This is a genomic window from Pseudomonas sp. ASL3 (assembly GCF_056680425.1).
In genome coordinates this window covers 4,494,855-4,518,551 of record NZ_CM155281.1, presented here as the reverse complement: position 1 = coordinate 4,518,551, position 23,697 = coordinate 4,494,855, and the positions used below count along the sequence as shown (strand labels likewise).

The window sequence follows — 23,697 nt, the reverse complement described above, 5'->3', positions numbered from 1 at the left end:
CAGCGCCGAAAACACACTGGATAAACGGCTTCAAGTGGGCCACCAGATTGGGACAATAGTCAGCGGTGGTTGTTCTGGATCTGGCGAAGTAGGACAATTGCCGGCTTATCGTCACCATCAGCGACCTTGAATGGCCTTCCTTGCACTGGGTATTAACCATAAGACTGCTTCAGTAGACGTCCGCGAGCGCGTGGCATTTACGCCTGAGCAGTTGGTTGAGGCCTTGCAGCAGCTCTGCCGTCTCACCGACAGCCGCGAAGCTGCGATCCTCTCGACCTGTAACCGCAGCGAGTTGTACATCGAACAGGATCATCTGGCGTCCGAGTCCATCCTGCGCTGGCTGGCCGATTATCACCATTTGAACCTGGAAGAGCTGCGCGCCAGTGCTTATGTGCACGAAGATGATGCGGCCGTTCGTCACATGATGCGTGTCGCCTCGGGGCTTGATTCGCTGGTCCTGGGCGAACCGCAGATTCTCGGCCAGATGAAGTCGGCGTACGCCGTTGCGCGGGAAGCGGGGACCATCGGCCCATTGCTGGGTCGACTGTTCCAGGCCACCTTCAACGCCGCCAAGCAGGTGCGCACTGATACCGCGATTGGCGAAAACCCGGTGTCGGTGGCGTTCGCGGCCGTCAGTCTGGCCAAACAGATTTTCAGTGATTTGCAGCGCAGCCAGGCATTGCTGATCGGTGCGGGCGAAACCATCACGCTGGTCGCCCGGCATCTGCATGATCTGGGCGTGAAGCGTATCGTGGTGGCCAACCGCACGCTGGAGCGCGCCAGCATCCTGGCCGCGGAGTTCGGCGCTCATGCGGTTTTGCTTTCTGATATCCCGGCCGAGTTGGTCAACAGCGACATCGTGATCAGCTCCACCGCCAGCCAGTTGCCGATCCTGGGCAAGGGCGCGGTGGAAAGCGCCCTGAAGCTGCGCAAACACAAACCGATCTTCATGGTCGATATCGCTGTTCCTCGGGATATCGAGCCCGAAGTCGGTGAGTTGGACGACGTTTACCTCTACAGCGTCGATGACCTGCACGAAGTGGTCGCCGAAAACCTCAAGAGTCGCCAGGGCGCTGCGCAAGCGGCTGAAGAGCTGGTGGCCCTGGGCGCTGACGATTTCATGCTGCGCCTGCGCGAGCTGGCGGCGGTGGATGTACTCAAGGCTTATCGCCAACAAAGCGAGCGCCTGCGTGACGATGAATTGCTCAAGGCACAACGCATGTTGGCCAACGGCAGCAGCGCCGAAGAGGTGTTGGTGCAATTGGCGCGTGGCCTGACCAACAAACTGATGCATGCCCCGAGTGTGCAGTTGAAAAAACTGTCTGCCGAAGGTCGCCTCGATGCGCTGGCCATGGCCCAAGAACTTTTTGCCCTCGGTGAGGGCTCGACGGAAAAACCCCCGCAATGAAAGCTTCACTGCTCAATAAGCTGGACATCCTCAATGACCGTTTCGAGGAATTGACCGCACTGCTTGGTGATGCCGAAGTCATTTCCGAGCAGAACAAGTTCCGCGCCTACTCCCGTGAATACGCCGAAGTAGAGCCAATTGTCGGCGCTTATAACAAGCTGCTCAAAGTGTTGGGCGATCTCGAAGGTGCGCAGGCACTGCTCAAGGACAGCGACCCGGACATGCGTGAAATGGCCGTCGAGGAAGTCCGCGAAGCCAAGGAACAACTGATCGAGCTGGAAAGTCAGCTGCAACGCATGCTGCTGCCCAAGGATCCGAATGACGGGCGCAATGTGTTCCTGGAAATTCGTGCCGGCACCGGTGGTGACGAGGCGGCAATTTTCTCCGGCGATCTGTTCCGCATGTATTCGCGTTACGCCGAACGTCGCGGCTGGCGCGTGGAAATTCTTTCGGAAAACGAAGGCGAGCATGGCGGTTATAAAGAAGTCATCGCCCGGGTCGAAGGCGATAACGTCTACGGCAAATTGAAATTCGAGTCCGGCGCACACCGGGTTCAGCGCGTCCCCGAAACCGAATCCCAGGGCCGCATTCACACCTCCGCCTGCACCGTAGCGGTGTTGCCTGAACCCGATGAGCAGCAGGCGATCGAGATCAACCCGTCGGACCTGCGCGTAGACACCTATCGCTCCTCCGGTGCCGGTGGTCAGCATGTGAACAAGACCGACTCGGCGATCCGCATTACCCACCTTCCTTCAGGGATCGTGGTCGAATGTCAGGAAGAGCGTTCCCAACACAAAAACCGTGCGCGGGCCATGTCCTGGCTCGCGGCGAAATTGAATGATCAGCAAACCAGCGCGGCAGCCAACGCCATCGCCAGCGAGCGTAAACTACTGGTGGGATCGGGTGACCGTTCTGAACGAATTCGTACCTACAACTTCCCACAAGGGCGAGTGACGGACCATCGGGTCAACTTGACGCTGTATTCCCTTGATGAAGTTTTGGCCGGTGGAGTCGATGCAGTGATAGAGCCGTTGCTAGCCGAATATCAGGCTGACCAACTTGCGGCACTGGGTGAGTAAATGACCATTATTGCCAGTGTGTTAAGAGGCGCCGAGCTTCCGGATTCGCCGACCGCGCGTCTGGACGTGGAGTTACTGTTGGCCGCAGCATTGGGCAAGCCCCGCAGTTACCTGCACACCTGGCCCGAGCGGATTGTCAGCAGCGAAGCGGCGCAGGTGTTTGCGTCCTACCTGCTACGCCGTCGCTCCGGTGAACCGGTGGCTTATATTCTGGGCCAGCAAGGCTTCTGGAAGCTGGACCTGGAAGTGGCGCCACATACGCTGATCCCGCGTCCCGACACCGAACTGTTGGTTGAAGCTGCGCTGGAACTGCATGCTGCGACGCCTTCCCAGGCGCCCGTCACCGTGCTCGACCTCGGCACCGGCACCGGCGCGATAGCCCTGGCGCTGGCCAGTGAGCGTCCTGCGTGGAACGTGACGGCGGTGGATCGCGTGCCTGAAGCCGTGGCACTGGCCGAGCGCAATCGGCAGCGACTGCACTTGAGCAACGCAAGCGTGCTGAGCAGCCATTGGTTCAGTGCCCTCGAAGGCCAGCGCTTCGACCTGATTATCAGCAATCCTCCTTATATTGCTTCCGCCGATCCGCATCTGGTGGAGGGCGACGTGCGTTTCGAACCGAGCAGCGCCCTGGTCTCTGGCCTCGATGGGCTGGATGACCTGCGGCTGATCATCGAGCAGGCGCCTGGGTATCTGGACGCGGGCGGCTGGTTGTTGCTCGAACACGGTTACGATCAATCTGCCGCCGTGCGCGATTTGATGGCGGGCCGAGGCTTTGAGCGTGTGCACAGCCGCAAGGATCTTGGCGACCACGAACGCATTACCCTCGGGCGTCTACCGTGCTGACCGATTCGGAGCTGTTGCGTTACAGCCGGCAGATTCTTTTGCAACACGTCGATATCGACGGTCAGTTGCGCCTCAAACACAGCCGGGCATTGATCGTCGGTCTTGGCGGCCTCGGTTCGCCGGTGGCGCTGTATCTGGCAGCTGCCGGTGTCGGCGAGTTGCATCTGGCCGACTTCGACACGGTGGACCTGACCAATCTGCAACGGCAGATCATTCATGACAGCCACAGCATCGGAAAGAGCAAAGTCGATTCAGCCATCGAACGCCTGACCGCGATCAATCCCGAAGTGAAGCTGATTACCCATCGCAGCGCACTGGATGCCGACACCCTGGCTGCTGCGGTAGCTGCTGTGGATCTGGTACTCGATTGCTCGGACAACTTCGGTACCCGTGAAGCGGTGAACGCCGCCTGTGTCGCAGCGCGCAAGCCGCTGGTCAGTGGTGCAGCGATTCGTCTGGAAGGACAGTTGTCGGTGTTTGATCCACGGCGCGATGAAAGCCCGTGCTATCACTGTTTGTACGGTCATGGCAGCGAAGCTGAACTGACCTGTAGCGAAGCCGGTGTCATCGGCCCCTTGGTGGGATTGGTCGGCAGTCTGCAAGCGCTCGAAGCACTGAAGTTGCTGGCCGGTTTTGGCGAGCCGTTGGTGGGGCGATTGTTGTTGGTCGATGCCTTGACCAGCCGCTTCCGTGAACTGAGGGTCAAGCGCGATCCAGCGTGCAGTGTGTGTGGGATCACCCATGACTAAAACGAATGAAGCGCCGATTGGGGTCTTCGATTCCGGGGTTGGTGGTTTATCCGTGCTGAGTGAGATTCGCAGCCTGTTGCCCAGCGAGTCACTGCTGTACGTGGCCGATTGCGGCAACATTCCCTATGGCGAGAAAACCCCCGCGTTCATTGGCCAACGCTGTGCGGTGATGGCTGACTTCTTCCACACGCAGGGCGCCAAAGCCCTGGTACTGGCCTGCAATACAGCCACGGTGGCGGGCGTCGCTGATCTGCGCGAGCGCTATCCCGACTGGCCCATCGTCGGTATGGAGCCTGCGGTCAAACCGGCAGCAGCGGCAACCCGTAGCGGTGTGGTCGGCGTGCTGGCGACCACCGGCACCTTGCAGAGTGCCAAGTTCGCGGCCTTGCTCGACCGATTTGCGCTTGATGTGCAGGTCGTTACCCAGCCGTGTCCGGGTCTGGTCGAGTTGATCGAGACCGGCGATCTGGTCAGCCCGACTATCCGCAACTTGCTGCGCAGTTATGTAGAGCCTTTGCTGGCTGCTGGCTGCGACACCATTATTCTCGGCTGTACGCACTATCCCTTCCTTAAGCCGCTGCTGCGCCAAATGGTGCCGGAGTCGATCAGCCTGATCGATACGGGCGGCGCTGTAGCCCGGCAGCTTGAGCGATTACTGAGCCAGCGCGAGCTGTTGGCGAGCGGCCCCCCTCTGGAAACACAGTTCTGGACCAGTGCGGATCCGGAAATATTCAGAAACATTTTGCCATTGCTCTGGAAAAAAACTGGCAGTGTGCGATTCTTCTCAATGTAAAGACTGTGTCAAGTCCACGGGTTTGAGCTGAGCTTACGCCTGCCCCCCGGATTTCTATAAAAAGCCTGTTGAAAATTAAAAATTCCTAAAACGGTTTACGCAAATAGGATATTTCCGATGAAGCGACTGTTTTGTTTGGCTGCGATTGCAGCCGCATTAATGGGGCAAAGTGTTATTGCTCAAGCAGATGGCGTCGAGTTCTCGGTCGGGGAGACCGGCGAATCGACGATGACCTACCGCTTGGGCCTGCAGTTTGATTGGGATAAAAGCTGGTTTCAGAGCGATGTGGGGCGCCTGACGGGCTACTGGAGTGGGGCTTACACCTATTGGCAAGGCCACAAGTCTTCCAACAACAACAGCCTGTCGTTCTCTCCGGTATTGGTTTATGAGTTCGGTAGCGGAAGTATCAAGCCGTACTTGGAAGCTGGCCTCGGCGGGGCTGTGTTTTCCAGTACTCGGGTGGAAGAGCAACGATTGGGTTCGGCCTTTTTGTTCGAAGACCGGATCGGGGCGGGTCTGCGCTTTGCGGGAGGACATGAGATCGGGATCCGTGCGACTCACTATTCCAACGCCGGGCTTAAAGAGCCGAATGGCGGTGTAGAAAGTTACGCACTGCACTACACCATGCCTTTCTAAAGAGCAGGGTACTGCTTAAGGCATCGTCATCAGCGATACGCCGTGGCAATTCCACGGCGTTCGTTCAGGCAATCCGCCTCCCCCATCTCGAACTCGCGGCAGATCAGCGGGCGCTTTTCGTAGATGGTGCACATCATAGTGTTGCGATCCAGTGCCGCACACCAGCCGTCATCCAGCCGCAGCATGACCTCGCCACCCCAATCGTCGGTATCGATGTAACGTTCAGGCACACCGGTGTCGGTGATCAGCATCACTTCCAGCTGGCAGCAACAGGCTGCACAGGTCGAGCAGGTGACGGTCGGCTCTGTGGGGATTTGCGTCAATGGGATGTTGGTGTTTGTCATAGGCGCGCAGTGTATGCCGTTGCGTGGCGCCCGTGTGAATGCCCTGACAGAACACCGTCCTAACTGCCCCTTGCGGGCTGGCGATGGGCCAGGCTTTTGAAGGCGGCCAGCGCACGTTCGCGACTCTTGACCAAATCGACCATCGGTTTCGGGTAATCGGCCACGCCGAACAGGGCGCCCATGGCCGCCGGGTTGTGGATATCTTTTTGGTTCAGGTCGACCAGTTCCGGCAGCCAGTGCTTGAGGAAGCGACCTTCAGCGTCGAATTTTTCCGATTGGCTGAGTGGATTGAAGATCCGGAAGTAAGGCGCCGAATCGGTGCCGGTGGACGAACTCCACTGCCAGCCGCCGTTGTTGGCCGCCAGATCTCCGTCGATCAAATGCTGCATGAAAAACCGCTCTCCGAGGCGCCAGTCGATCAGCAGGTTTTTGCTCAGGAACATGGCGACGACCATCCGCAGCCGGTTGTGCATCCAACCGGTGTCCAGCAGTTGGCGCATGGCGGCATCGTTATGGGCATGCCATTGGCCGGCGCTGATCAGGTACACCGCCACAGTCGGGCCACGCTCCATGGCGCTGGTCAAGGCCTTGTTGTCCTGCAGGCGCAGGTCGCTGCGCAGCCATATCAGTTGCATGTTCGTTGCGTCGTTCAAGGGTCAGATCGCATTTCGCAGGCTGAGATTTTCCGGGTGCGGTTGCAGGTAAACCTGCCGGGACAGGTACGAGTCGGGGTGCTGGCGCAAGTGATGTTTGAGCAGGGTTAACGGCACCACCAACGGCACTACACCCCGGCGGTATTGGCCGATCAGGCCCTGCATTTCCTGGCGGTCTTCGGGGTTCATGGTTTTTTTGAAATAACCACTGAGGTGTTGCAGGACATTGGTGTGGGTACCACGGGTGGCGCATTTTTTCAGTGCGCTCATCAGCTCGCTGAAATAGCGCGGGCCGATGTCATCGGGATTGGTTTTGGCCATGGAGCCGAGCATTTTTCCCAGCACCTTGTAGTGGGCGGGATGGTTGGCCATCAGTTGGTATTTGTAGCGCGAGTGGAACTCGGTCAGCCCGCGACGGCTCAGCCCGTTTTTCAGCAGGGCTTGCCAGTCGGCGTAGGCGAATACACGAGTGATGAAGTTCTCCCGCAGCACCGGGTCGTTGAGGCGGCCGTCCTCTTCCACTGGTAGGTTCGGATGCAGAGTGCAAAAGGTCTGCGCATAAATCCCGCGGCCGCCGCCAGCTGCAGGTACGCCATTGTCCTGGTAGACCTTGACCCGTTCGAGGCCGCATGACGGCGATTTCTGCATAAAGATGTAGCCGCAGATATCGTCCATTTGCGCCGCCATGTGCGTGCCGTAATCGGCCAGCGCCTGGGTCACGTTCAATTCGCTATGGACGCTGCCGATGGCCTGCGGATCAGCGGGATCGCCGACCAGGCGAATGGCTTCACGGGGAATGCCCATGCCGATGGCGACTTCCGGGCAGGCCGGAACGAAGTCGAAATGCTCATTCAGGGTTTGGGTGCACAGGTGTGATTCCTTGTGCCCGCCGTTGTAACGCACCTCGACGCCCATCAAGCAAGCGCTGATACCGAGCTTCGGTTTGTGGATGGCTGGGGGGCTGGGCATGACAAACCTCTACGTTATACTTGTACAAATACAAAAGTATGTACAACTTTCCTTTATTATAGGTTTAATGGTGTACAAGTCAAACTATTTGTATAAGGGCTGTCACGGTTTTTGTGGATTGTGCGGGGAGGCGACGTAAGGGGCAGGGCGATGTCGAGGATGGGCTGCTGTCTACATCGACAGCAGCAATTGACGCAGAACGAAGCGGTTTATTCCAGATGTTCAAGCAGGCGGCGGGCGGCTTCCTGGCCGCTGAGCCATGCGCCTTCGACACGGCCCGACAGGCACCAGTCGCCGCACACATACACGCCCAGACCTGAGTCAGACAATGCGCCCCATTCATGAGCACTGGCCGGACGCGCATACAGCCAGCGATGGGCCAGAGTGAAAGCCGGAGCGGGCATGGCGCAGCCAACCAGTTCGGCGAAGGCGCCGTGCAACTGCTCGATCACTGTTTCTTTCGGCAGGTCCAGATGATGCTTGCTCCAGGTGCTGGTGGCATGCAGCACCCAGGTGTCGAGGGTGCTGACGCGCCCCGGTTTACTGCGGTTTCGGGCCAGCCAGTCGAGCGGACTGTCCTGCACGAAGCAGCCTTCCATCGGCGTTTGCAGCGGGGTGTCGAATGCCAGCGCAACGGCCCAGGTCGGCTCCATCTGCACACCGGCGGCGACGCTGGCGAGTTTCGGCGCGGCGGCCAGCAAGGTGGTTGCTTGCGGCGCGGGCGTAGCAATCACTACATGACTGAAGGGGCCGTGGGTGAGGCCTTCAACGTCCTGCAAAGTCCAGTGTTGTTCGCCCCGAAAGACTTCGGTGATCCGGCAAGAGAAGGTGACGGGCAGATCGCCGCGCATGGCACGGGTGATCGCACTCATGCGCGGGCTGCCGACCCAGCGTACCTGTTCGTCGGGCGACTGGCTGAGTTGGCCTGCGTGGTAGTTGTAGAGCAGGGGTGTCCATTCAGCCACATAGCCTTTGGTTTGCCATTGCTGAACGACTTCGACGAAGCGGCGGTCGCGCGCAGTGAAGTACTGTGCGCCCATGTCCAGAGCGCCTGCATCGCTGCGCGTGCTCGACATTCTGCCGCCACTGCCGTGACTTTTTTCGAAAAGATGAACGGGATGCCCGGCGGCGTGCAGCGCCTGGGCAGCAGAGAGTCCGGCGATGCCGGTACCGATGATTGCGATAGGTACAGTCATAGGGGCCTCGTTACCTTGTCTGTACAGACTACGCCGTAGTTAAAACCTGTACAATAATGTTCTTCGGTATAACTTGCTGTCTGTTGCTGATCGTACGGCCCGATAGCTTGAGTGTGGTGCCTGAATGGGTTTATTCAACTACTCGAACGGGTCGGGTAACGTCACCTTCTTCAGGCGTGGCCTATTGTTTAGTGAACACGGGTTAAGCAACACCCGGGGTCAACTCACAGCAGCGGCTGAAAAGCCGCAGGCTGTAATCAATAGACTAACGATTTGCGACGAACGCCACGCGAGGAGGATGTCATGCACATATTGCTGACCGGCGGTACTGGTCTGATAGGACGTGAGCTCTGCAAGCACTGGCGGGCGCAAGGTCATCAGCTCACGGTCTGGAGTCGCAGACCCCAAGAGGTCAGCAAACTGTGCGGCGATTCGGTTCGGGGTATCGCTCGACTTGAGGATGTGGGTCCCGAGCCGATCGATGCGGTGATCAATCTGGCGGGTGCGCCAATTGCCGATCGGCCCTGGACCCGCAGACGCAAAACACTGCTCTGGGACAGCCGCATCGGCCTCACTGAACAATTGCTCGCTTGGCTGGAGCGCCGCGAACAGAAACCCTCGGTGCTGATTTCCGGCTCGGCCGTGGGCTGGTATGGCGATGGCGGCGAGCGCGAGTTGAGTGAAGGCGCGCAACCGGTCAACGAAGACTTTGCCAGCCATCTATGCGAAGCCTGGGAGGAGACCGCGCAACGCGCCGAGGCTTTGGGCATTCGCGTAGTGATTGTGCGGACGGGCCTGGTATTGGCCAATCAGGGCGGATTTTTGCAGCGCCTGTTACTGCCATTCAAACTCGGCCTCGGCGGGCCGATTGGCAATGGTCGGCAATGGATGCCGTGGATTCATTTGCAGGATCAAATCGCGTTGATTGATTTTCTGTTGAACCAGCGTGACGCCCAAGGTCTTTATAATGCCTGCGCGCCACACCCGGTACGCAATCGCGAATTCGCCAAAACCCTGGCCGGCGTTCTGCACCGTCCAGCGTTCATGCCGTTGCCGGCCTCGGCTTTGCGGGCGCTGATGGGCGAGTTGTCGGTGCTGATGCTGGGTGGCCAGCGCGCGCGACCGGCTCGATTACAGGCGGCAGGTTTTACCTTCCGCTTCACCGAACTGCACGCGGCCCTGGATGATTTGCTGGGTCGCCACTGACATAGGATGTTGCATGACCGATCACGCGCTGTTGCTGGTCAACCTGGGTTCGCCGGCTTCAACCAAGGTGGCGGATGTCCGCAGCTACCTCAATCAATTTTTGATGGACCCTTACGTCATCGACCTGCCGTGGCCTATTCGGCGTTTGCTGGTGTCGCTGATCCTGGTCAGGCGCCCCGAGCAATCGGCGCATGCCTACGCCTCGATCTGGTGGGACGAAGGTTCGCCGCTGGTGGTGTTGAGCCAGCGCTTGCAACAGGCCATGCTCAAGGAGTGGGCGCAGGGCCCGGTCGAGCTGGCGATGCGTTATGGCGAGCCGTCTATCGAGACAATGCTGACGCGCCTGGCTGCGCAAGGCATCCACAAGGTGACACTGGCGCCTCTGTATCCGCAGTTCGCCGACAGCACCGTGACCACGGTGATTGAAGAAGCCAGGCGGGTGGTGCGCACGAAACAGCTGAACATGCAGTTTTCGCTGCTGCAACCCTTCTACGATCAGCCCGAATACCTCGATGCACTGGTGGAAAATGCCCGGCCGCATTTGCAGCAGGAACATGACCATCTGTTGTTGAGCTTTCATGGCCTGCCGGAACGGCATCTGCACAAACTCGACCTCACCGGCAATCACTGCTTCAAGGGCGCTGACTGTTGCCAGACGGCATCCCCGGAAGTGCTCGCCACCTGCTATCGCGCTCAGTGCCTGCGTACGGCGGCGCTGTTCGCTCAACGCCTGGGCTTGCCCGAGAGCAAGTGGTCGGTGTCATTCCAGTCGCGTCTGGGTCGGGCCAAGTGGATCGAACCCTACACCGAGGCGCGCCTTGAAGCCTTGGCGCAGCAGGGCGTGAAAAAGATCCTGGTGATGTGTCCGGCCTTCGTTGCTGACTGCATCGAGACCCTGGAAGAAATCGGCGATCGCGGCCGTGAACAATTTCGCGAAGCCGGAGGCGAGGAGTTGGTGCTGGTACCGTGCCTGAACGACGATCCGAACTGGGCGGCGGCATTGAGTACGCTGTGTGAGCGGGCGCCGTTGATGCTTTGAAGGGCTGACGCCGATAAATTGTAGGAGCTGCCGAAGGCTGCGATTAAGGTCGGAACGACCTTCCATACCTTGAACCGCGGCGCCCGCTCTGCGGTCGATCGCAGCCTTCGGCAGCTCCTACATGAGATCTGCGAAAACTAAAGCAGCTCTTCCAGCCTCTTCTTGTGCTTCCAGCTGTCATTGCCTGGCAGCAGCAGGTTCAGGCCAATCGCGACCACTGCACACAGGGCAATGCCCTTGAGGCCGAAATCGTGTGGGCCGGTGCCCGTGCCGATCAACATGCCACCAATACCGAACACCAGCGTCACCGACACAATCACCAGATTGCGCGCTTCGGCGAGGTCGACTTTGTGCCGGATCAAGGTGTTCATCCCCACCGCTGCGATCGAGCCGAACAACAGGCAGAGAATCCCGCCCATCACCGGAATCGGGATGCTTTGCAGCAAGGCGCCGAACTTGCCGATGAACGCCAGGCTGATGGCGAATATCGCTGCCCAGGTCATGATCTTCGGGTTGTAGTTCTTGGTCAGCATCACCGCGCCGGTTACTTCGGCGTAGGTGGTGTTGGGTGGGCCGCCAAACAGACCGGCCGCCGTGGTGGCGATACCGTCACCGAGCAGGGTGCGATGCAGGCCTGGCTTTTTCAGGTAGTCACGCCCGGTTACGCTGCCGACCGCAATCACTCCACCGATATGCTCGATGGCTGGCGCCAACGCGACCGGGACGATGAACAGAATCGCCTGCCAGTTGAGTTCCGGCGCAGTGAAGTGCGGCAACGCCAGCCATGGGGCGGCGGCGATTTTCGCGGTATCGACCACACCGAAGTAGAACGCCAAAGCAAAGCCAACCAGTACACCGGAAATGATCGGCACCAGACGGAAAATCCCTTTGCCGAACACCGCAACGATCAAGGTGGTCAGCAAGGCAGGCATCGAGATCAGCATCGCGACGTGATAAGGAATCAGCTCCGCGCCGTCACCGCCTTTACCCATGGCCATGTTGGCGGCAATCGGCGCCATCGCCAGACCAATCGAGATGATCACCGGACCAATCACCACGGGCGGCAGCAGACGGTCGATAAAACCGATGCCTTTGATCTTCACCGCAAGGCCGAGGAAGGTGTAAACGAAACCGGCCGCCATCACCCCGCCCATGGTCGCGGCCAGGCCGAACTGGCCCTTGGCGAGGATAATCGGGGTGATGAAGGCGAAGCTCGATGCCAGGAATACGGGCACCTGACGCCCGGTGACAACCTGGAACAGCAGCGTGCCAAGCCCGGCGGTGAACAGTGCGACATTAGGATCGAGCCCAGTGATCAGCGGCATCAAGACCAGGGCGCCGAAGGCCACGAACAGCATCTGCGCACCGGAAAGAATCGTACGCCACAGTGGATCGTTGAACTCATCCGGCTTCATCAGGCGTCCTTCTGCTTGGTGCCGAATATCTTGTCGCCGGCATCGCCCAGGCCTGGAATGATGTAGCCGTGTTCGTTCAGGCACTGATCGATGGACGCGGTGTAGATCATCACATCAGGGTGAGCTTTTTCCACCGCGGCGATGCCTTCGGGGGCTGCGACCAGGACCATCGCGCGGATTTCCTTGCAGCCGGCCTTTTTCAGCAAGTTGATGGCGGCGACCATGGAGTTGCCGGTCGCCAGCATCGGGTCGATGATCATCGCCAGACGCTCATTGATTTCCGGGACCAGTTTTTCCAGGTAGGTATGTGCTTGCAGGGTTTCTTCGTTGCGGGCCAGGCCCACCGCGCTGACCTTGGCGCCCGGGATCAGGCTGAGCACACCGTCGAGCATGCCGATGCCGGCGCGCAGGATAGGCACTACAGTGATTTTCTTGCCGGCGATTTTCTCGACTTGCACAGTACCGGCCCAGCCCTGGATTTCGTAGCTTTCCAGCGGCAGGTCTGCGGTCGCCTCGTAGGTGAGCAGGGCACCGACTTCCTGAGCGAGCTCACGGAAATTCTTGGTGCTAATGTCGGCCCGGCGCATAAGGCCGAGTTTGTGACGGATCAGCGGGTGGCGGATCTCACGGATAGGCATAAGTAAAGGCTCCGGCGTGGGGCAAAAAAACGGCTTAGATTAATCTATTCCAACTGTTACTGTCTTAGGTCATCCGGAACGTTAGTCCAGAAATGCTTGCTCTGACCGGAGCGGATGCGTACCTTTGCCGGCTTTTCTTCCCCCGCACCCCTTGGAGAGCGTCATGTCTGCTGATCTCGAGCATATCCGTCAAATCATGCGCGAGGCTGACTGCCTGTACACAGAGGCTGAAGTCGAGGTGGCGATCGCCCGTATCGGCGCGCAGATCAATGCCGAACTGGCCGAAAGCAATCCTGTGGTTTTCTGCGTGATGAACGGCGGTCTGATTTTCTCTGGCAAGCTATTGACCCATCTGAATTTCCCGCTGGAAGCGTCCTACCTGCACGCCACCCGCTATCGCAACGAAACCACGGGCGGCGATCTGTTCTGGAAAGCCAAGCCGGAAGTCTCGTTCATCGACCGCGACGTGCTGATCATCGATGACATCCTCGACGAAGGTCACACCCTCGGCGCGATCATCGACTTCTGCAAACACGCAGGTGCCCGCGCTGTGCACACTGCCGTACTGATCGACAAAGATCATGACCGCAAGGCTCGCCCGGACCTGAAAGCCGATTTCGTCGGCCTGCCGTGCATCGACCGTTACATCTTCGGTTACGGCATGGATTACAAAGGTTACTGGCGCAACGCGGCCGGCATTTATGCGGTTAAAGGGATGTAATGATGAGCGGCCCCCGTTTTCTCGACCAGTCGCTGTTTGCCGATCTCGCCGAGAAAGCCGCTACCAGTCCGCGCGGTCGTCAGCACCACAGCTTCCATCAGATGGAAGAGTCGTGTCACCGCATGGTCGTAGGCATGCAGCCGGGCACCTATATTTCGCCGCACCGTCACCTGAGTGCCGACAAGGCCGAATGCCTGCTGGTGCTCAGGGGGGCGTTGGGCGTGTTGGTGTTTGACGACAACGGCCAATTGTTGAGCAAGCGGGTGATGCAGGCGGGCGGCGATTGTCTGGGCGTGGACCTGCCACCGGGTGTGTTTCACAGCCTGGTCGTGCTGGCGCCGGACACGCTGATGTTCGAATGTAAATCCGGGCCGTATCACCCGGTCAGCGGTGCCGAACTCGCCCATTGGGCTCCGGGTGAAGGCGAGGCCGGAGTGGCTGAGTATCACGCCTGGATGCGCGCGCAGTTCGATTAAGATCAAGTCGCATTCTTGCGAATGGCTTGAAGCTGCTAGAGTGCTCGCCAGTTTTTCCAGGGAGCCGACATGACGTTATTGATCCGCACCGCTGCCGCATTGCTGCTTGTGTTCAGTCTGCCATTGGCCGCCGCCACGTCGACACCGATGCATGCGCAATATTTGCCACCCGACGATCTGGCTTTGCGCGAGGGCAACCCGGCGCAACAACAATTGCTGCAAATCACCGAGTACTCGGTGGTGATCGGCAGTCAGCGCGAATCCACTCAGCAACCGATACCGGTGACATCGCCGTTATTGCTGCGTTTGAGAGGCAAGCCGATGAATAAGGGCGCTACGGTGTCCGAGGTGCTGATCCACTTCGACGGCGAAAGCAAAAGCCTGAAAAAGCCGACTTTCGATGACAAGACCCGCACCTTGACCCTGTATTACCCCATCACTCACTACCGGGTGGTACTCGATCTGCTGCGTAACGAGAAGGTGTATTGCCAGTTCTTGAGCTATGCCAACGGGCATGTCTGGGCTGATCTGCACACCACCGAATTACACGCGCGTTGAGCACCGGGGCGGGCGAGGGGTAAACTGCCCGCCCGTGAAATGTCCGCAAGTCAGTTGGAGTCAGCAGCAATGCGTAAAGATAAGAAGCAGGTGATTGGTGATGAGATCGGCGATGCGCAGATCAAATTGTTCCTCGACTTCGAGCCGGTCGATGCCACTTCACCGTCGCTGCACAAGCTGATCAAGGCGTACCGAGGCCTGCGGATCAATGATTTCGAACGTTTTCTGGTGTTCTTCCTCGAAGCTGGTTACGACCTCGATGGCAAGGACGAGCACGGCAAGGATTTCATCGCGCTCATTACTGACCAGCGTCATGCCGATGAATACATCGAGTTGATCGAAAACGCCCGGGGCTGAGACTGGCCAGTCAGCGTCCATAAAAAAACGCCCCGAAGGGCGTTTTTTTATGGCAGTAGAAACGGACTATGACCTCAAGCGATGCTTTCGGTCTCGCTGCTTCTCTCTACCAACTCCAGGCTTTCGTTGGTCTCGGTGTTGATGCGCTGATACAACTGCGCGTCGGTTTCCAGAGCCTTTTCCCGAGCCGGGAAGATTTCGTGGAGCTTGGCGGCCCACTCGCCGCGAGCCTTGTCCGGGAAGCAGCGTTCGATCAGGTCCAGCATGATCGATACTGTTACCGATGCGCCCGGGGATGCACCGAGCAATGCAGCCAGAGAACCGTCCTTGGCCGAAACCAGTTCGGTACCAAATTGCAGCACGCCGCCTTTTTTCGGGTCTTTCTTGATGATCTGGACCCGCTGGCCAGCCACTTCCAGACGCCAGTCTTCAGCCTTGGCTTCAGGGTAGAAACGGCGCAGCGACTCAAGACGTTGCTCCATTGACTGCATCACTTCGCTGACCAGGTACTTGGTCAGGTCCATGTTGTCGCGGGCCACGGCCAGCATCGGGCCAATGTTGGCGGCGCGTACCGACAGAGGCAGGTCCATGAACGAACCGTGCTTGAGGAACTTGGTGGTGAAACCGGCGTACGGCCCGAACAGCAAAGAAGTCTGGCCGTCGACGACGCGGGTGTCCAGGTGCGGCACTGACATCGGCGGCGAGCCCACTGCGGCCTGGCTGTAAACCTTGGCCTGGTGATGCTTGACCACTTCCGGGTTGTCGCAACGCAGCCATTGGCCGCTGACCGGAAAACCACCGAACCCTTTGCTCTCTTCGACGCCCGACATCTGCAGCAACGGCAATGCCGCGCCACCTGCGCCGAGGAACACGAATTTGGCATCGACTTCGCGGGTATTGCCGGTGTTGACGTCCTTGATGCTCACGCTCCAGCCCTGACCCTTGCGGCTCAGACCGGTGACGCGCTTGCAGTATTTGACCTGCGCGTCCGGCGTGCTGGACAGGTGCTTGAGCAACTGATTGGTCAGGGCGCCGAAGTTGACGTCGGTACCTTTCATCACGCGCGTGGCAGCGACCGGCTCATCGGCAGGCCGCCCTGGCATCATCAAAGGCATCCACTCGGCCAGTTTGGCCTTGTCTTCGGTGTATTCCATCGCCGAGAACGCATGATGCTTGTGCATGGCTTCAAAGCGTTTTTTCAGGAACGAAATGCCGTCTTCACCCTGGACGAAGCTCAGGTGCGGGACCGGGCTTATAAACGACTTCGAGGAACCGAACGTGCCTTTCTTGGTCATGTAGGACCAAAACTGTTTCGAAACCTCGAACTGGGTGTTGATGTGCACCGCTTTTTTGATGTCGATGGAGCCGTCGGCCGCTTGCGGCGTGTAGTTCAGCTCACACAACCCGGCGTGGCCGGTACCGGCGTTGTTCCACGGGTTGGAACTTTCCGCAGCGCCAGAATCCATCAGCTCAACGACTTCCAGCGTGAGGCTGGGGTCGAGCTCTTTGAGCAGTACGGCAAGGGTGGCACTCATGATGCCTGCCCCAACCAATACCACGTCGACTGCTTCGTTATGCGCCATTAACGCGTCTCCAAAATCTGCAGCACCAAATTGACGGCATACGATCCCGAGGTCAGCTGCCATGGGTTGGCGGGGCGTGAATCCGAAAGTGCCCCAGGTAACTCATGGCCAGGATCGCCATGTCCGATTCTTCGCAATTTTTTGCATCTTCAGCGGACGCTGCCAATCGGGCTTTGAGTCCGTATGAACTCACTTTCAGGCTCGGCTGGCAATTCGACTATCGTCAAGGCATCCGTTTGTGCAACCAAATCCGTAGTGGACAGGCTTCAGACTCCGGTCATGGAGACTGCGCAGCAGCGGTCAGCCCTGTTCAAGAGGGCTGGGACAGACGTTAATGGTGCATGTTCACACGCAAAACTATTCATTTGCTCGCCACACTCTTGTGAAGTAGTGAAAACCCGTTTTTCTCACGCTCTTTTGGAGACGTGAACCTCAAAAAAGAACTGACGCAATGGCAGCTCCGGCAGATCCGATGCAAGCAAGAGTAAGAGGCTGGCAGGTGAGAAAGGTTCGAAACGATTCGAGCTGTTCGGCACCGGACCAGCAAGCACTGACGCTTGCACATGGTCTGTGTGGGCGGCTCTCTGTGGGCGGTGCGGGGAGCTAATACAGAGCATTAGCGATGCTGCGAGGCCCGATCAGGAGACGTCCTTATAATCGGGGGGAGATTATAGCGATGAAACGGGTGGAATTGATCTTATTAACTGACTTTTATTAGCCGTTCAGTCAGTTTGCGAGGGAGTTGTGGTTCCTGGAGGGGGTGTCAGGCAGGGTGACACGGGCGCTGTCGGGCAACGGCTGTTGTAACCAGATGAGGCGGACCTCGTTGATTTCTACCCATCCAGTACCGATGGGGGGCGTGGCGCAATGCAGGAAGGCCTGGCACAGCCCGGATTTATCCAGCAGGGCGTAATGACGACGTTTCGGGCGCAAGACCAACATTGACCAGAGAGCGCTCACGACAGGGCTCCTTTTGAGTGACTGGGGAAAGCTTGCCCGAGGTCCATGACATCCCGGTGACGCTCTTCTGGCGGGCTGCTTTGTGATGAACCTTAGCAGGCTTTGGCCTGTCTGATTTTGCGCTAGTGAGCGGGTCGTCGGCACCGCTATACTGCCACTATTCATTGTGTGTGGCCCCTGGAGAGACGAGTATGTTGCATCGCCTGTTGTTCGGTTTGCTTGCTGTAAGCAGTTTGACCCTGGTCGGCTGTGCCCACAGCCCGCAACAACTTAGCCCGCAACCCAAGCTCACGAGTCAACTCGCTGCGGTGGGTCATGGGCAGCCGGTCGTGGTTCGCGTCGTCGATGGTCGCCGGTCGCCAACCTTGGGAACCCGCGGTGGTCTGTACCCGGAAACCAGCGCCATCAGCGTGCAAGGTGCTGATCTGCTGCCCAAGCTGCAAGCTCAGGCCGAAGCCGCCGTACGTTTGCTGGGCTACACCCCGATGCCCAACGCTGGCAACGCGCCGCAGCTGACCGTGACGTTGGCGGATTTGAAGTACCAATCGCCCAAAGAAGGCCTGTATGTGACCGAAGCGACCATCAGCGCGACGTTCCGTGCTGATGTGCTAAACAACGGCCGCAGCTATAACGGTCGTTATGCCGCCTCGCTGGATCAGCGCTTCGGCATGGCGCCGAACGAGGAAACCAACACCAAGCTGGTCAGTGATGTGCTCAGCGATGCCTTGACCCGATTGTTCCAGGATCCGACCATCGGCCAGGTTCTGGGTCAGTAATTCAGCCTGATCGCGGCAAACAAAAAGCCCGATTTCTTTAGCGAGAAATCGGGCTTTTTGTTTTTCTGGTGGTCTCCCAGTGATGCGCAATTCACTGTAGGAGCGCGCTTGCCCGCGATGCAGTGCGAAGCGCTGCCAAAAATGGTGATTCCACAGTTGCCGGAAGGTCGTGCCGACCTTATCGCGGGCAAGCGCGCTCCTACAAAAGCTCTGCGGCATTCACGCGGCTTCTTGATAGAAACCCAGAAAGCTCACGCCGGTCTGCAGGTCCAGGTCTGGCAGGTCGTGATGCTGATGCCCGCCCAGGGCGCAGTAGACCAGCCAGTGGCGGTCTTGCACGTTGAAGGACAGCGCATCGATCAGCGCTTCCTGTTCATCGCTTTGGGCGATCAGATACAACCGATCCTGGTTCTCTGCATGCAGCATGACTGGCTCACTTTGGGTGTCGAGGTGCAACACAGTGGCTGGTTCAGGTTACGTTGCTGTGACGGAGGGGAAGAAAGCTTCAAGCTGCAAGCCTCAAGTTTAGTGCTTGCGGCTTGCGGCTTGCAGCTTGTGGCTTAGAGCGCCAGCCGGGCCTTGACCCGATACTGGTTACGCACCGGCGTTGCGTATTGCAACACCAGATACGGACGGTGCTCGACCGGACAGCCTTCCAGGCGACGCTGCCATTCTTCCTGGGCACGGGCCAGTTCGTCGGCGGGGAACACCTCGGCGGCGGCCGGTACATTCAGCGTCGGGTCGGCCTCCGCCCATTGGGCGTAGGCCAGATAGTGCGCCGGAAACAAGCGATAGCCGCCGAGGATCTGCCGATCCATTTCGATGGCCAGTTGCTTGGTGTCCTCGAACAGTTCGCTGATCGGCGCCGCGAAGTTCACATGCACCCGGCCTTTGTAGCCAGTGATACCCAGCGCGATGCTGACATCGTCCTCGCCCGGCGCCTTGGTGTAGCTGCCGGTGGTGGCGCGGACAAACAACTCGCGGGCCTTGGCGTGGTCACAAGGGTCGTATTCGTAGCTGATCGATACCGGGGTCAGCTTCAGCGAGTTGATCACTTCGGCGAACGGCTCGTCCTTGCGGCTCATGTGGAACATCTTGAGGATTGCCGACTCGGTGCGGTCGTCGCCGTCTTTGGCGCGACCTTCGGCCTGGGCGATCCAGATCGATTGGCAGTCATTGCGGATCGAATGATTGATATACGCCGACAGCAGCTGATACGCCGCCATCTTTTCCCGGCGCCCGGCAATGGAACGGTGCACGATGAAGCTCTTGTTCAGGCGCATCAGGTCGCTGACAAAAGGCTTTTGCAGCAGGTTGTCACCAATAGCGATGCGTGGCGTCGGCAGGCCGGCGTGATAGATCGCGTAGTTGACGAAGGCCGGGTCCATCACAATGTCGCGGTGGTTGGCCAGGAACAGGTAGGCACTGCCGGACTTGAACTGCTCGACGCCGGTGTAGGTCACACCATCGGTAGCCCGCTCAATGGTATGGTCGACGTAAACCTCGACTTTGTCCTGCAACGTGGCCACCGAATGGACCCCGGCGAACTCGCGACGTAGCCGATGAGCTATAAGAGGCTTGAGCACCCAGCTGAGTGCACTGGCCAGACGAGGGAAGCGAAAGTGGGTGAGAGTTTCAAGAAGTGCCTTGTCGCCAAGCAGGCGCGCGATTACGGCCGGGACTTCGGCGTCGTCGTAGGGTCGGATGGCATCGAATTCGCCCATCATGCTCTCTTGTTGGAAACGGCTAGGGTAAAGGTAGGCTGGGTCTGAAAAATGATTTCAAACCTACTGATTAAAAGAGTCAGCCTTCAAATTGACGGCGATTATACGCACAACTCATCCCGGAGGCCGCGATGCAGGAAATACAGCGTTATGACTGCCCTTATTGCGGCGAATCGGTCGAAGCCGTGCTGGATTTGTCTGGCGGCGACCAGTGCTACATCGAGGATTGCCCAGTGTGTTGCCGACCGATCGTGTTCGATCTGCAGACCGATGGCCAAGAATGGAATCTTGACGTGCGCAGCGAGAATGAGTGATGCAAAGAATCTACGAGCCGGAAAATTTGATGGAGGGCGAGCTGCTGCAAGGCATGCTCGCCAGTGAGGGCGTCGAAGCCCATTTGACTGGCCGTGATTTGCTCGGCGGCGTTGGTGAACTGCCGGTTTTCGGTCTGTTGGGGTTGTCGGTGGACAATGATCAGGCCGAACAGGCACGGCTGCTGATCGCCGCGTACAATGCCGCACTGCCGCTGTCAGGTGATGAGCCTGACAACTATCCTGACGTGCTGGTTTGCTAACGTGCGTTTGGTCCTGCTTTTAATGCAGGCCTTGTAAAAAGAGAGTTTGTTGCCCCCATGTGTGGACGTTATGCCCTGTTTCGCTGGACGCCCGCGTTTGCGGCCTTGCCCGGTTTCCCTGCTGACCAAAAGGCACAGTGGAATATCTCTCCGGCCGACTCGGTGCTGATGTTGCGTGGCGTGGACACCCAGCGCGAACTGGCGCGTGCGCGTTGGGGGCTGACACCGCCGTGGTTGACCGACCTTTCCCGAACGCCTGCCCATGCCCGTGCCGAAACCCTGGCCGAGCAGCCGATGTTCCGCGAGGCTTTCCGGCTGCGCCGCTGCCTGCTGCCGGCCAATGGGTTTTATGAGTGGCGCGGTACCACCCGCAAACGACCGTTCTGGCTGACGCCGGGGGAGGGCTCGGCGCTGTTTTTCGCCGCTATCTGGGAGGCTTATCCGGTAGAGGGTCACACCTACCTGAGTGTCGCAGTGGTGACGCAGGCGGCGGCCAGTCAGCGGCGTCCGCTGATTCTCGATGCGGATGGGCAGGAAGCCTGGCTGACCGCCGATACACCGACCCCCACCTTGCAGGCGCTGCTCGCCAGCCCGCAGGCCGCGTTGCGCGAGCGGCCGCTGGCCAATCTGGTGAACGATCCGAAATTGAATGCGCCGGAGTGCCTGACGCCGCTTTGATCTGAGGGCCTTTGCGAGCAAGTTTGCTCACAGCGGATCTGTGTCGGACACAAAAACGGTGGGAGCAGGCTTGCCTGCGAATTGAGCGACGCGGTGAATCAGATACACCGCGCTGAATCATTCGCAGCGGGACGCGTAGTTGCAAGCCTGCTCTCATCAAACAATGCATAACCAGTTGAAATAAAATATTATTTTGTAGGAGCGCGCTTGCCCGCGATCGGCTGCGCAGCAGTCGCAAAATCAGCGAACTCGATTCTGGCGATAGAACTGTGCTCAGCATTTTCGGGACCGCTTCGCGGTCCATCGCGGGCAAGCGCGCTCCTACATTGACCGTGTTTGCTGCGCGGCAGCGCGGCGTCGAAGACGGGGCGGGCCCTCCCACAGGTCTGTGTCTGACTCAGTCTCTTGGATCTGACTCCATTCAGTGGGAGCGAACTTGTTCGCGAATGGCTTGACGCGGTGTGGCTGGCACACCGCTTTTACGCCGTTTAAACCCAGCCGCTCACTTGCATCGCCTTGTAGACCGCGACGATTGCCAGGATGAAAAACGCGCAGGCCGCCAGACGACGAATCAACGTGAGCGGGAGTTTTTCTGCGGCGAAGTTGCCGGCCAGTACCACTGGGACGTTGGCGATCAGCATGCCCAGCGTGGTGCCGAGAACCACCAGCCACAGGTAGGAATACTGCGCGGCGAGCATTACGGTGGCGATCTGGGTTTTGTCGCCGATTTCAGCGATGAAGAACGCAATCAGCGTGGTCATGAATGGCCCGAACTTGCGTGCGGTGCTGCCTTCGTCGTCGTCCATCTTGTCCGGTACCAGAGTCCACAGCGCAGTGGCGGTGAAGCTGGCGGCCAGAATCCAGTGCAGGGTGGCGTCCGAGAAGAAACTGCCGAACCAGCTCCCTACGGCACCGGCGGCGGCGTGGTTGGCCAGGGTGGCGGCGATGATACCGGCGATGATCGGCCAGGGTTTGCGAAAGCGCGCGGCAAGAATCAGGGCGAGCAGTTGGGTCTTGTCACCGATTTCGGCCAAGGCGACAACCGCGGTGGGGACCAGCAGGGATTCCAGCATCAGGTTTTTCCTAAGGGGCGGGTCGACACGGCTATGACACGTACAGCCTCCCCGCCCCGGGTAAGGTGTTCGTGTCATAGGTCTTGTCAAACCACCGGCCCGCCTGAGCAGACCTGGGTCGCACGCACCATGGTCTGTTGACCAAGTATGTTGATGCGTGCCGGACGAGCATGGCGCTCGTGGGAGACTACTCCCCTAGGACGGAGCGGATTCTGCCGCCCTCGACAACTTTCGGCAAGCGCTTATTCAGGCGCGCTTCGCGCGGTAGATGCGGAAACCCTGGCCTTCAGCCTTCACAGCGCATACCCCGAACTGCTCTTCGATCAGCGGCTGATAGCGCAGGAAACTGTTGGCAACCAAGCGCAGTTCCCCACCTTTTTTCAGATGTTGACGCGCTTTTCGCAGCAGGTTTTCGGTGGCCTGATAGTCGGTATGCACGCCGACGTGAAAAGGCGGGTTGCTCAGAATGGTGTTCAACTCCATCGGTGCGGCGTCGATTCCATCCCCGATCAATACTTTGCCTTCCAGGCCGTTGGCAGCCAGTGTCAGCCGGCTGCTGGCCGCGGCAAACGCATCGACATCCAGCAGGATGACGCTGTTATGCGGATAGCGACGCTTGACCGCGGCGCCCAACACGCCAGCGCCACAGCCGAAATCAAGTACGTTGCCGCTAGGCAGCTTGTCGATATGTTGCAGCAGCAGTGCAGAGCCGCGATCCAGTCGGCCGTGACTGAATACACCCGGCAGGCTGACGACCTTGAGCGGACCGTCTTCCATCTCGACTTCATAGTGGTGGGCCAGGCTTTCCAGCGCCACCGCTTGCGGTGCGTTGTCCACGGTGACCAGCCACAGCTGACAGTGGCGGGCGCTGTCGAGCTTGCGTGGTTTGCCGAAGGGACTCAGTTGTTTGGCGGCTGCTTCGATGCCGCTGCGTTTTTCGCCGACCAGGTACAGCTCACGCCCGGCCAGGCGGGACGCCAGGGCGTTCAACACGTAGTCGGTCAGGTCGCGGGCTTTGGGCAGAAACAGCACGGCGGCTTCGAACGCCTGCTCCGGCGCGTTGACGCCAAAATGGCTGCGGCCCTCGAAACGCGCGTCCAGTGCCGCCTGATCGCCGGCATGCCAGCACCAGCCGTGGGCGTTCGGCAGTTTCCCGAGCAGATCGTCGGCAGGCAATCCGGCCAGGAGCAGAGGGCCCTGGAACAACTCGGACTGACGGAGTAACACTTCACTGCGCGGGTCCATCTTT

At 59.1% G+C, this 23,697-nt stretch carries 28 protein-coding genes and 1 riboswitch; of the genes, 16 read left to right on the top strand and 12 right to left on the bottom strand.

The window, feature by feature from the left end; genetic code table 11:
• Positions 1–130: 130 nt before the first annotated feature.
• The 6 genes from hemA (at position 131) to AC1MEE_RS20910 (ending at position 5,508) form a co-directional block, all read left to right on the top strand.
• Positions 131–1,408 (top strand): glutamyl-tRNA reductase, encoded by a 1,278-nt coding sequence (gene hemA, locus AC1MEE_RS20935; RefSeq protein ID WP_480411473.1) that lies wholly within the window; start codon positions 131–133, stop codon positions 1,406–1,408.
• Entirely contained in the window at positions 1,405–2,487 is a 1,083-nt protein-coding gene (gene prfA / locus AC1MEE_RS20930; RefSeq protein ID WP_480411472.1) for a peptide chain release factor 1, read from the top strand. The genes hemA and prfA overlap by 4 nt, the downstream gene beginning before the upstream one ends.
• Complete coding sequence (prmC, locus tag AC1MEE_RS20925) at positions 2,488–3,330, top strand: peptide chain release factor N(5)-glutamine methyltransferase (protein ID WP_480411471.1); 843 nt, start codon at positions 2,488–2,490, stop codon at positions 3,328–3,330. It abuts the gene before it with no gap.
• Positions 3,324–4,079, top strand: a complete 756-nt coding sequence (locus AC1MEE_RS20920) for a molybdopterin-synthase adenylyltransferase MoeB (protein ID WP_480411470.1) — start codon at positions 3,324–3,326, stop codon at positions 4,077–4,079. Before prmC ends, AC1MEE_RS20920 begins: the two co-directional genes overlap by 7 nt.
• Positions 4,072–4,872 carry a glutamate racemase gene (gene murI / locus AC1MEE_RS20915; RefSeq protein ID WP_480411469.1) on the top strand — a complete coding sequence of 267 codons (801 nt, stop codon included), beginning with the start codon at positions 4,072–4,074 and terminating at the stop codon, positions 4,870–4,872. Before AC1MEE_RS20920 ends, murI begins: the two co-directional genes overlap by 8 nt.
• 117 nt (positions 4,873–4,989) lie before the next feature.
• Positions 4,990–5,508, top strand: a complete 519-nt coding sequence (locus AC1MEE_RS20910) for an acyloxyacyl hydrolase (protein ID WP_480411468.1) — start codon at positions 4,990–4,992, stop codon at positions 5,506–5,508.
• 29 nt (positions 5,509–5,537) lie between these two features.
• Here the strand turns inward: AC1MEE_RS20910 and AC1MEE_RS20905 are convergent, their stop codons facing one another.
• The 4 genes from AC1MEE_RS20905 to AC1MEE_RS20890 form a co-directional block, all read right to left on the bottom strand.
• Entirely contained in the window at positions 5,538–5,852 is a 315-nt protein-coding gene (locus tag AC1MEE_RS20905) for a YkgJ family cysteine cluster protein (protein ID WP_480411467.1), read from the bottom strand.
• Between the two features lie 59 nt (positions 5,853–5,911).
• Positions 5,912–6,487: an FAD-binding domain-containing protein gene (locus AC1MEE_RS20900; RefSeq protein ID WP_480411466.1), complete on the bottom strand. Its 576-nt coding sequence runs from the start codon at positions 6,485–6,487 to the stop codon at positions 5,912–5,914.
• Between the two features lie 21 nt (positions 6,488–6,508).
• On the bottom strand, positions 6,509–7,474 hold the full coding sequence (locus tag AC1MEE_RS20895; protein WP_480411465.1) for a YbgA family protein: 966 nt from the start codon (positions 7,472–7,474) through the stop codon (positions 6,509–6,511).
• A 209-nt stretch (positions 7,475–7,683) separates the two neighbouring features.
• The gene (locus tag AC1MEE_RS20890) at positions 7,684–8,670 is read right to left on the bottom strand and encodes an NAD(P)/FAD-dependent oxidoreductase (RefSeq protein WP_480411464.1); all 987 of its coding nucleotides are present in this window, start codon (positions 8,668–8,670) and stop codon (positions 7,684–7,686) included.
• 303 nt (positions 8,671–8,973) lie between these two features.
• Between AC1MEE_RS20890 and AC1MEE_RS20885 the strand changes: the two genes are divergently transcribed.
• Together AC1MEE_RS20885 and hemH are read left to right on the top strand one after the other, a co-directional pair.
• Positions 8,974–9,876, top strand: coding sequence for a TIGR01777 family oxidoreductase (locus AC1MEE_RS20885; protein WP_480411463.1), 903 nt, complete (start codon positions 8,974–8,976; stop codon positions 9,874–9,876).
• A 13-nt stretch (positions 9,877–9,889) separates the two neighbouring features.
• Positions 9,890–10,915 carry a ferrochelatase gene (gene hemH, locus AC1MEE_RS20880; protein WP_480411462.1) on the top strand — a complete coding sequence of 342 codons (1,026 nt, stop codon included), beginning with the start codon at positions 9,890–9,892 and terminating at the stop codon, positions 10,913–10,915.
• A 137-nt stretch (positions 10,916–11,052) separates the two neighbouring features.
• On the opposite strand, the gene AC1MEE_RS20875 is transcribed toward hemH, so the two are convergent.
• Together AC1MEE_RS20875 and upp are read right to left on the bottom strand one after the other, a co-directional pair.
• The gene (locus AC1MEE_RS20875; protein WP_480411461.1) at positions 11,053–12,330 is read right to left on the bottom strand and encodes a uracil-xanthine permease family protein; all 1,278 of its coding nucleotides are present in this window, start codon (positions 12,328–12,330) and stop codon (positions 11,053–11,055) included.
• On the bottom strand, positions 12,330–12,968 hold the full coding sequence (upp, locus tag AC1MEE_RS20870) for a uracil phosphoribosyltransferase (RefSeq protein ID WP_480411460.1): 639 nt from the start codon (positions 12,966–12,968) through the stop codon (positions 12,330–12,332). Before upp ends, AC1MEE_RS20875 begins: the two co-directional genes overlap by 1 nt.
• Positions 12,969–13,131: 163 nt before the next feature.
• Between upp and AC1MEE_RS20865 the strand changes: the two genes are divergently transcribed.
• From AC1MEE_RS20865 to AC1MEE_RS20850, 4 genes are all read left to right on the top strand, one after another.
• Entirely contained in the window at positions 13,132–13,689 is a 558-nt protein-coding gene (locus tag AC1MEE_RS20865; protein WP_480411459.1) for a hypoxanthine-guanine phosphoribosyltransferase, read from the top strand.
• Positions 13,690–13,691: 2 nt separating this feature from the next.
• Entirely contained in the window at positions 13,692–14,165 is a 474-nt protein-coding gene (locus AC1MEE_RS20860; RefSeq protein ID WP_480411458.1) for a WbuC family cupin fold metalloprotein, read from the top strand.
• Between the two features lie 69 nt (positions 14,166–14,234).
• On the top strand, positions 14,235–14,723 hold the full coding sequence (locus AC1MEE_RS20855) for a hypothetical protein (protein ID WP_480411457.1): 489 nt from the start codon (positions 14,235–14,237) through the stop codon (positions 14,721–14,723).
• Between the two features lie 69 nt (positions 14,724–14,792).
• On the top strand, positions 14,793–15,080 hold the full coding sequence (locus AC1MEE_RS20850; protein WP_480411456.1) for a PA4642 family protein: 288 nt from the start codon (positions 14,793–14,795) through the stop codon (positions 15,078–15,080).
• Between the two features lie 74 nt (positions 15,081–15,154).
• On the opposite strand, the gene mqo is transcribed toward AC1MEE_RS20850, so the two are convergent.
• A complete protein-coding gene (gene mqo, locus AC1MEE_RS20845; protein ID WP_480411455.1) occupies positions 15,155–16,663 on the bottom strand; it encodes a malate dehydrogenase (quinone) in 1,509 nt (502 codons plus the stop codon).
• Positions 16,664–17,389: 726 nt separating this feature from the next.
• Entirely contained in the window at positions 17,390–17,623 is a 234-nt protein-coding gene (locus AC1MEE_RS20840) for a hypothetical protein (RefSeq protein ID WP_480411454.1), read from the bottom strand.
• Between the two features lie 191 nt (positions 17,624–17,814).
• Between AC1MEE_RS20840 and AC1MEE_RS20835 the strand changes: the two genes are divergently transcribed.
• On the top strand, positions 17,815–18,399 hold the full coding sequence (locus AC1MEE_RS20835; protein ID WP_480411453.1) for a YajG family lipoprotein: 585 nt from the start codon (positions 17,815–17,817) through the stop codon (positions 18,397–18,399).
• A 219-nt stretch (positions 18,400–18,618) separates the two neighbouring features.
• Here the strand turns inward: AC1MEE_RS20835 and AC1MEE_RS20830 are convergent, their stop codons facing one another.
• A complete protein-coding gene (locus AC1MEE_RS20830) occupies positions 18,619–18,825 on the bottom strand; it encodes a hypothetical protein (protein ID WP_480411452.1) in 207 nt (68 codons plus the stop codon).
• Between the two features lie 134 nt (positions 18,826–18,959).
• Positions 18,960–20,123 (bottom strand): 1-acyl-sn-glycerol-3-phosphate acyltransferase, encoded by a 1,164-nt coding sequence (locus AC1MEE_RS20825; RefSeq protein ID WP_480411451.1) that lies wholly within the window; start codon positions 20,121–20,123, stop codon positions 18,960–18,962.
• 131 nt (positions 20,124–20,254) lie between these two features.
• On the opposite strand from AC1MEE_RS20825, the gene AC1MEE_RS20820 reads away from it, so the two are divergent.
• The 3 genes from AC1MEE_RS20820 to AC1MEE_RS20810 are packed head-to-tail and all read left to right on the top strand — an operon-like array spanning position 20,255 to position 21,375.
• On the top strand, positions 20,255–20,437 hold the full coding sequence (locus AC1MEE_RS20820) for a CPXCG motif-containing cysteine-rich protein (RefSeq protein ID WP_480411450.1): 183 nt from the start codon (positions 20,255–20,257) through the stop codon (positions 20,435–20,437).
• Positions 20,437–20,697 carry a putative signal transducing protein gene (locus AC1MEE_RS20815; RefSeq protein ID WP_480411449.1) on the top strand — a complete coding sequence of 87 codons (261 nt, stop codon included), beginning with the start codon at positions 20,437–20,439 and terminating at the stop codon, positions 20,695–20,697. Before AC1MEE_RS20820 ends, AC1MEE_RS20815 begins: the two co-directional genes overlap by 1 nt.
• Positions 20,698–20,754: 57 nt before the next feature.
• On the top strand, positions 20,755–21,375 hold the full coding sequence (locus AC1MEE_RS20810) for an SOS response-associated peptidase (protein WP_480411448.1): 621 nt from the start codon (positions 20,755–20,757) through the stop codon (positions 21,373–21,375).
• Positions 21,376–21,863: 488 nt separating this feature from the next.
• Here AC1MEE_RS20810 and AC1MEE_RS20805 read toward each other — a convergent pair whose 3' ends face one another.
• On the bottom strand, positions 21,864–22,448 hold the full coding sequence (locus tag AC1MEE_RS20805) for a TMEM165/GDT1 family protein (protein WP_480411447.1): 585 nt from the start codon (positions 22,446–22,448) through the stop codon (positions 21,864–21,866).
• Between the two features lie 71 nt (positions 22,449–22,519).
• Positions 22,520–22,657, bottom strand: a riboswitch (yybP-ykoY riboswitch).
• A gap of 37 nt (positions 22,658–22,694) precedes the next feature.
• Positions 22,695–23,693 (bottom strand): methyltransferase, encoded by a 999-nt coding sequence (locus AC1MEE_RS20800; protein ID WP_480411446.1) that lies wholly within the window; start codon positions 23,691–23,693, stop codon positions 22,695–22,697.
• Positions 23,694–23,697 lie beyond the last annotated feature (4 nt).

Bases quoted from the DNA above. Each gene is read 5' to 3' on its own strand.
- AC1MEE_RS20855 (WP_480411457.1), top strand. From the start codon at position 14,235: ATGACGTTATTGATCCGCACCGCTGCCGCATTGCTGCTTGTGTTCAGT.
- AC1MEE_RS20830 (WP_480411452.1), bottom strand. From the start codon at position 18,825: ATGCTGCATGCAGAGAACCAGGATCGGTTGTATCTGATCGCCCAAAGC.
- AC1MEE_RS20900 (WP_480411466.1), bottom strand. From the start codon at position 6,487: ATGCAACTGATATGGCTGCGCAGCGACCTGCGCCTGCAGGACAACAAG.
- AC1MEE_RS20875 (WP_480411461.1), bottom strand. From the start codon at position 12,330: ATGAAGCCGGATGAGTTCAACGATCCACTGTGGCGTACGATTCTTTCC.
- AC1MEE_RS20910 (WP_480411468.1), top strand. From the start codon at position 4,990: ATGAAGCGACTGTTTTGTTTGGCTGCGATTGCAGCCGCATTAATGGGG.
- AC1MEE_RS20815 (WP_480411449.1), top strand. From the start codon at position 20,437: ATGCAAAGAATCTACGAGCCGGAAAATTTGATGGAGGGCGAGCTGCTG.
- prmC (WP_480411471.1), top strand. From the start codon at position 2,488: ATGACCATTATTGCCAGTGTGTTAAGAGGCGCCGAGCTTCCGGATTCG.
- AC1MEE_RS20890 (WP_480411464.1), bottom strand. From the start codon at position 8,670: ATGACTGTACCTATCGCAATCATCGGTACCGGCATCGCCGGACTCTCT.
- hemH (WP_480411462.1), top strand. From the start codon at position 9,890: ATGACCGATCACGCGCTGTTGCTGGTCAACCTGGGTTCGCCGGCTTCA.
- murI (WP_480411469.1), top strand. From the start codon at position 4,072: ATGACTAAAACGAATGAAGCGCCGATTGGGGTCTTCGATTCCGGGGTT.
- AC1MEE_RS20905 (WP_480411467.1), bottom strand. From the start codon at position 5,852: ATGACAAACACCAACATCCCATTGACGCAAATCCCCACAGAGCCGACC.
- AC1MEE_RS20860 (WP_480411458.1), top strand. From the start codon at position 13,692: ATGAGCGGCCCCCGTTTTCTCGACCAGTCGCTGTTTGCCGATCTCGCC.
- upp (WP_480411460.1), bottom strand. From the start codon at position 12,968: ATGCCTATCCGTGAGATCCGCCACCCGCTGATCCGTCACAAACTCGGC.
- AC1MEE_RS20825 (WP_480411451.1), bottom strand. From the start codon at position 20,123: ATGGGCGAATTCGATGCCATCCGACCCTACGACGACGCCGAAGTCCCG.
- AC1MEE_RS20850 (WP_480411456.1), top strand. From the start codon at position 14,793: ATGCGTAAAGATAAGAAGCAGGTGATTGGTGATGAGATCGGCGATGCG.
- AC1MEE_RS20820 (WP_480411450.1), top strand. From the start codon at position 20,255: ATGCAGGAAATACAGCGTTATGACTGCCCTTATTGCGGCGAATCGGTC.
- AC1MEE_RS20865 (WP_480411459.1), top strand. From the start codon at position 13,132: ATGTCTGCTGATCTCGAGCATATCCGTCAAATCATGCGCGAGGCTGAC.
- AC1MEE_RS20895 (WP_480411465.1), bottom strand. From the start codon at position 7,474: ATGCCCAGCCCCCCAGCCATCCACAAACCGAAGCTCGGTATCAGCGCT.
- prfA (WP_480411472.1), top strand. From the start codon at position 1,405: ATGAAAGCTTCACTGCTCAATAAGCTGGACATCCTCAATGACCGTTTC.
- AC1MEE_RS20800 (WP_480411446.1), bottom strand. From the start codon at position 23,693: ATGGACCCGCGCAGTGAAGTGTTACTCCGTCAGTCCGAGTTGTTCCAG.
- AC1MEE_RS20805 (WP_480411447.1), bottom strand. From the start codon at position 22,448: ATGCTGGAATCCCTGCTGGTCCCCACCGCGGTTGTCGCCTTGGCCGAA.
- mqo (WP_480411455.1), bottom strand. From the start codon at position 16,663: ATGGCGCATAACGAAGCAGTCGACGTGGTATTGGTTGGGGCAGGCATC.
- AC1MEE_RS20810 (WP_480411448.1), top strand. From the start codon at position 20,755: ATGTGTGGACGTTATGCCCTGTTTCGCTGGACGCCCGCGTTTGCGGCC.
- AC1MEE_RS20885 (WP_480411463.1), top strand. From the start codon at position 8,974: ATGCACATATTGCTGACCGGCGGTACTGGTCTGATAGGACGTGAGCTC.
- AC1MEE_RS20835 (WP_480411453.1), top strand. From the start codon at position 17,815: ATGTTGCATCGCCTGTTGTTCGGTTTGCTTGCTGTAAGCAGTTTGACC.
- hemA (WP_480411473.1), top strand. From the start codon at position 131: ATGGCCTTCCTTGCACTGGGTATTAACCATAAGACTGCTTCAGTAGAC.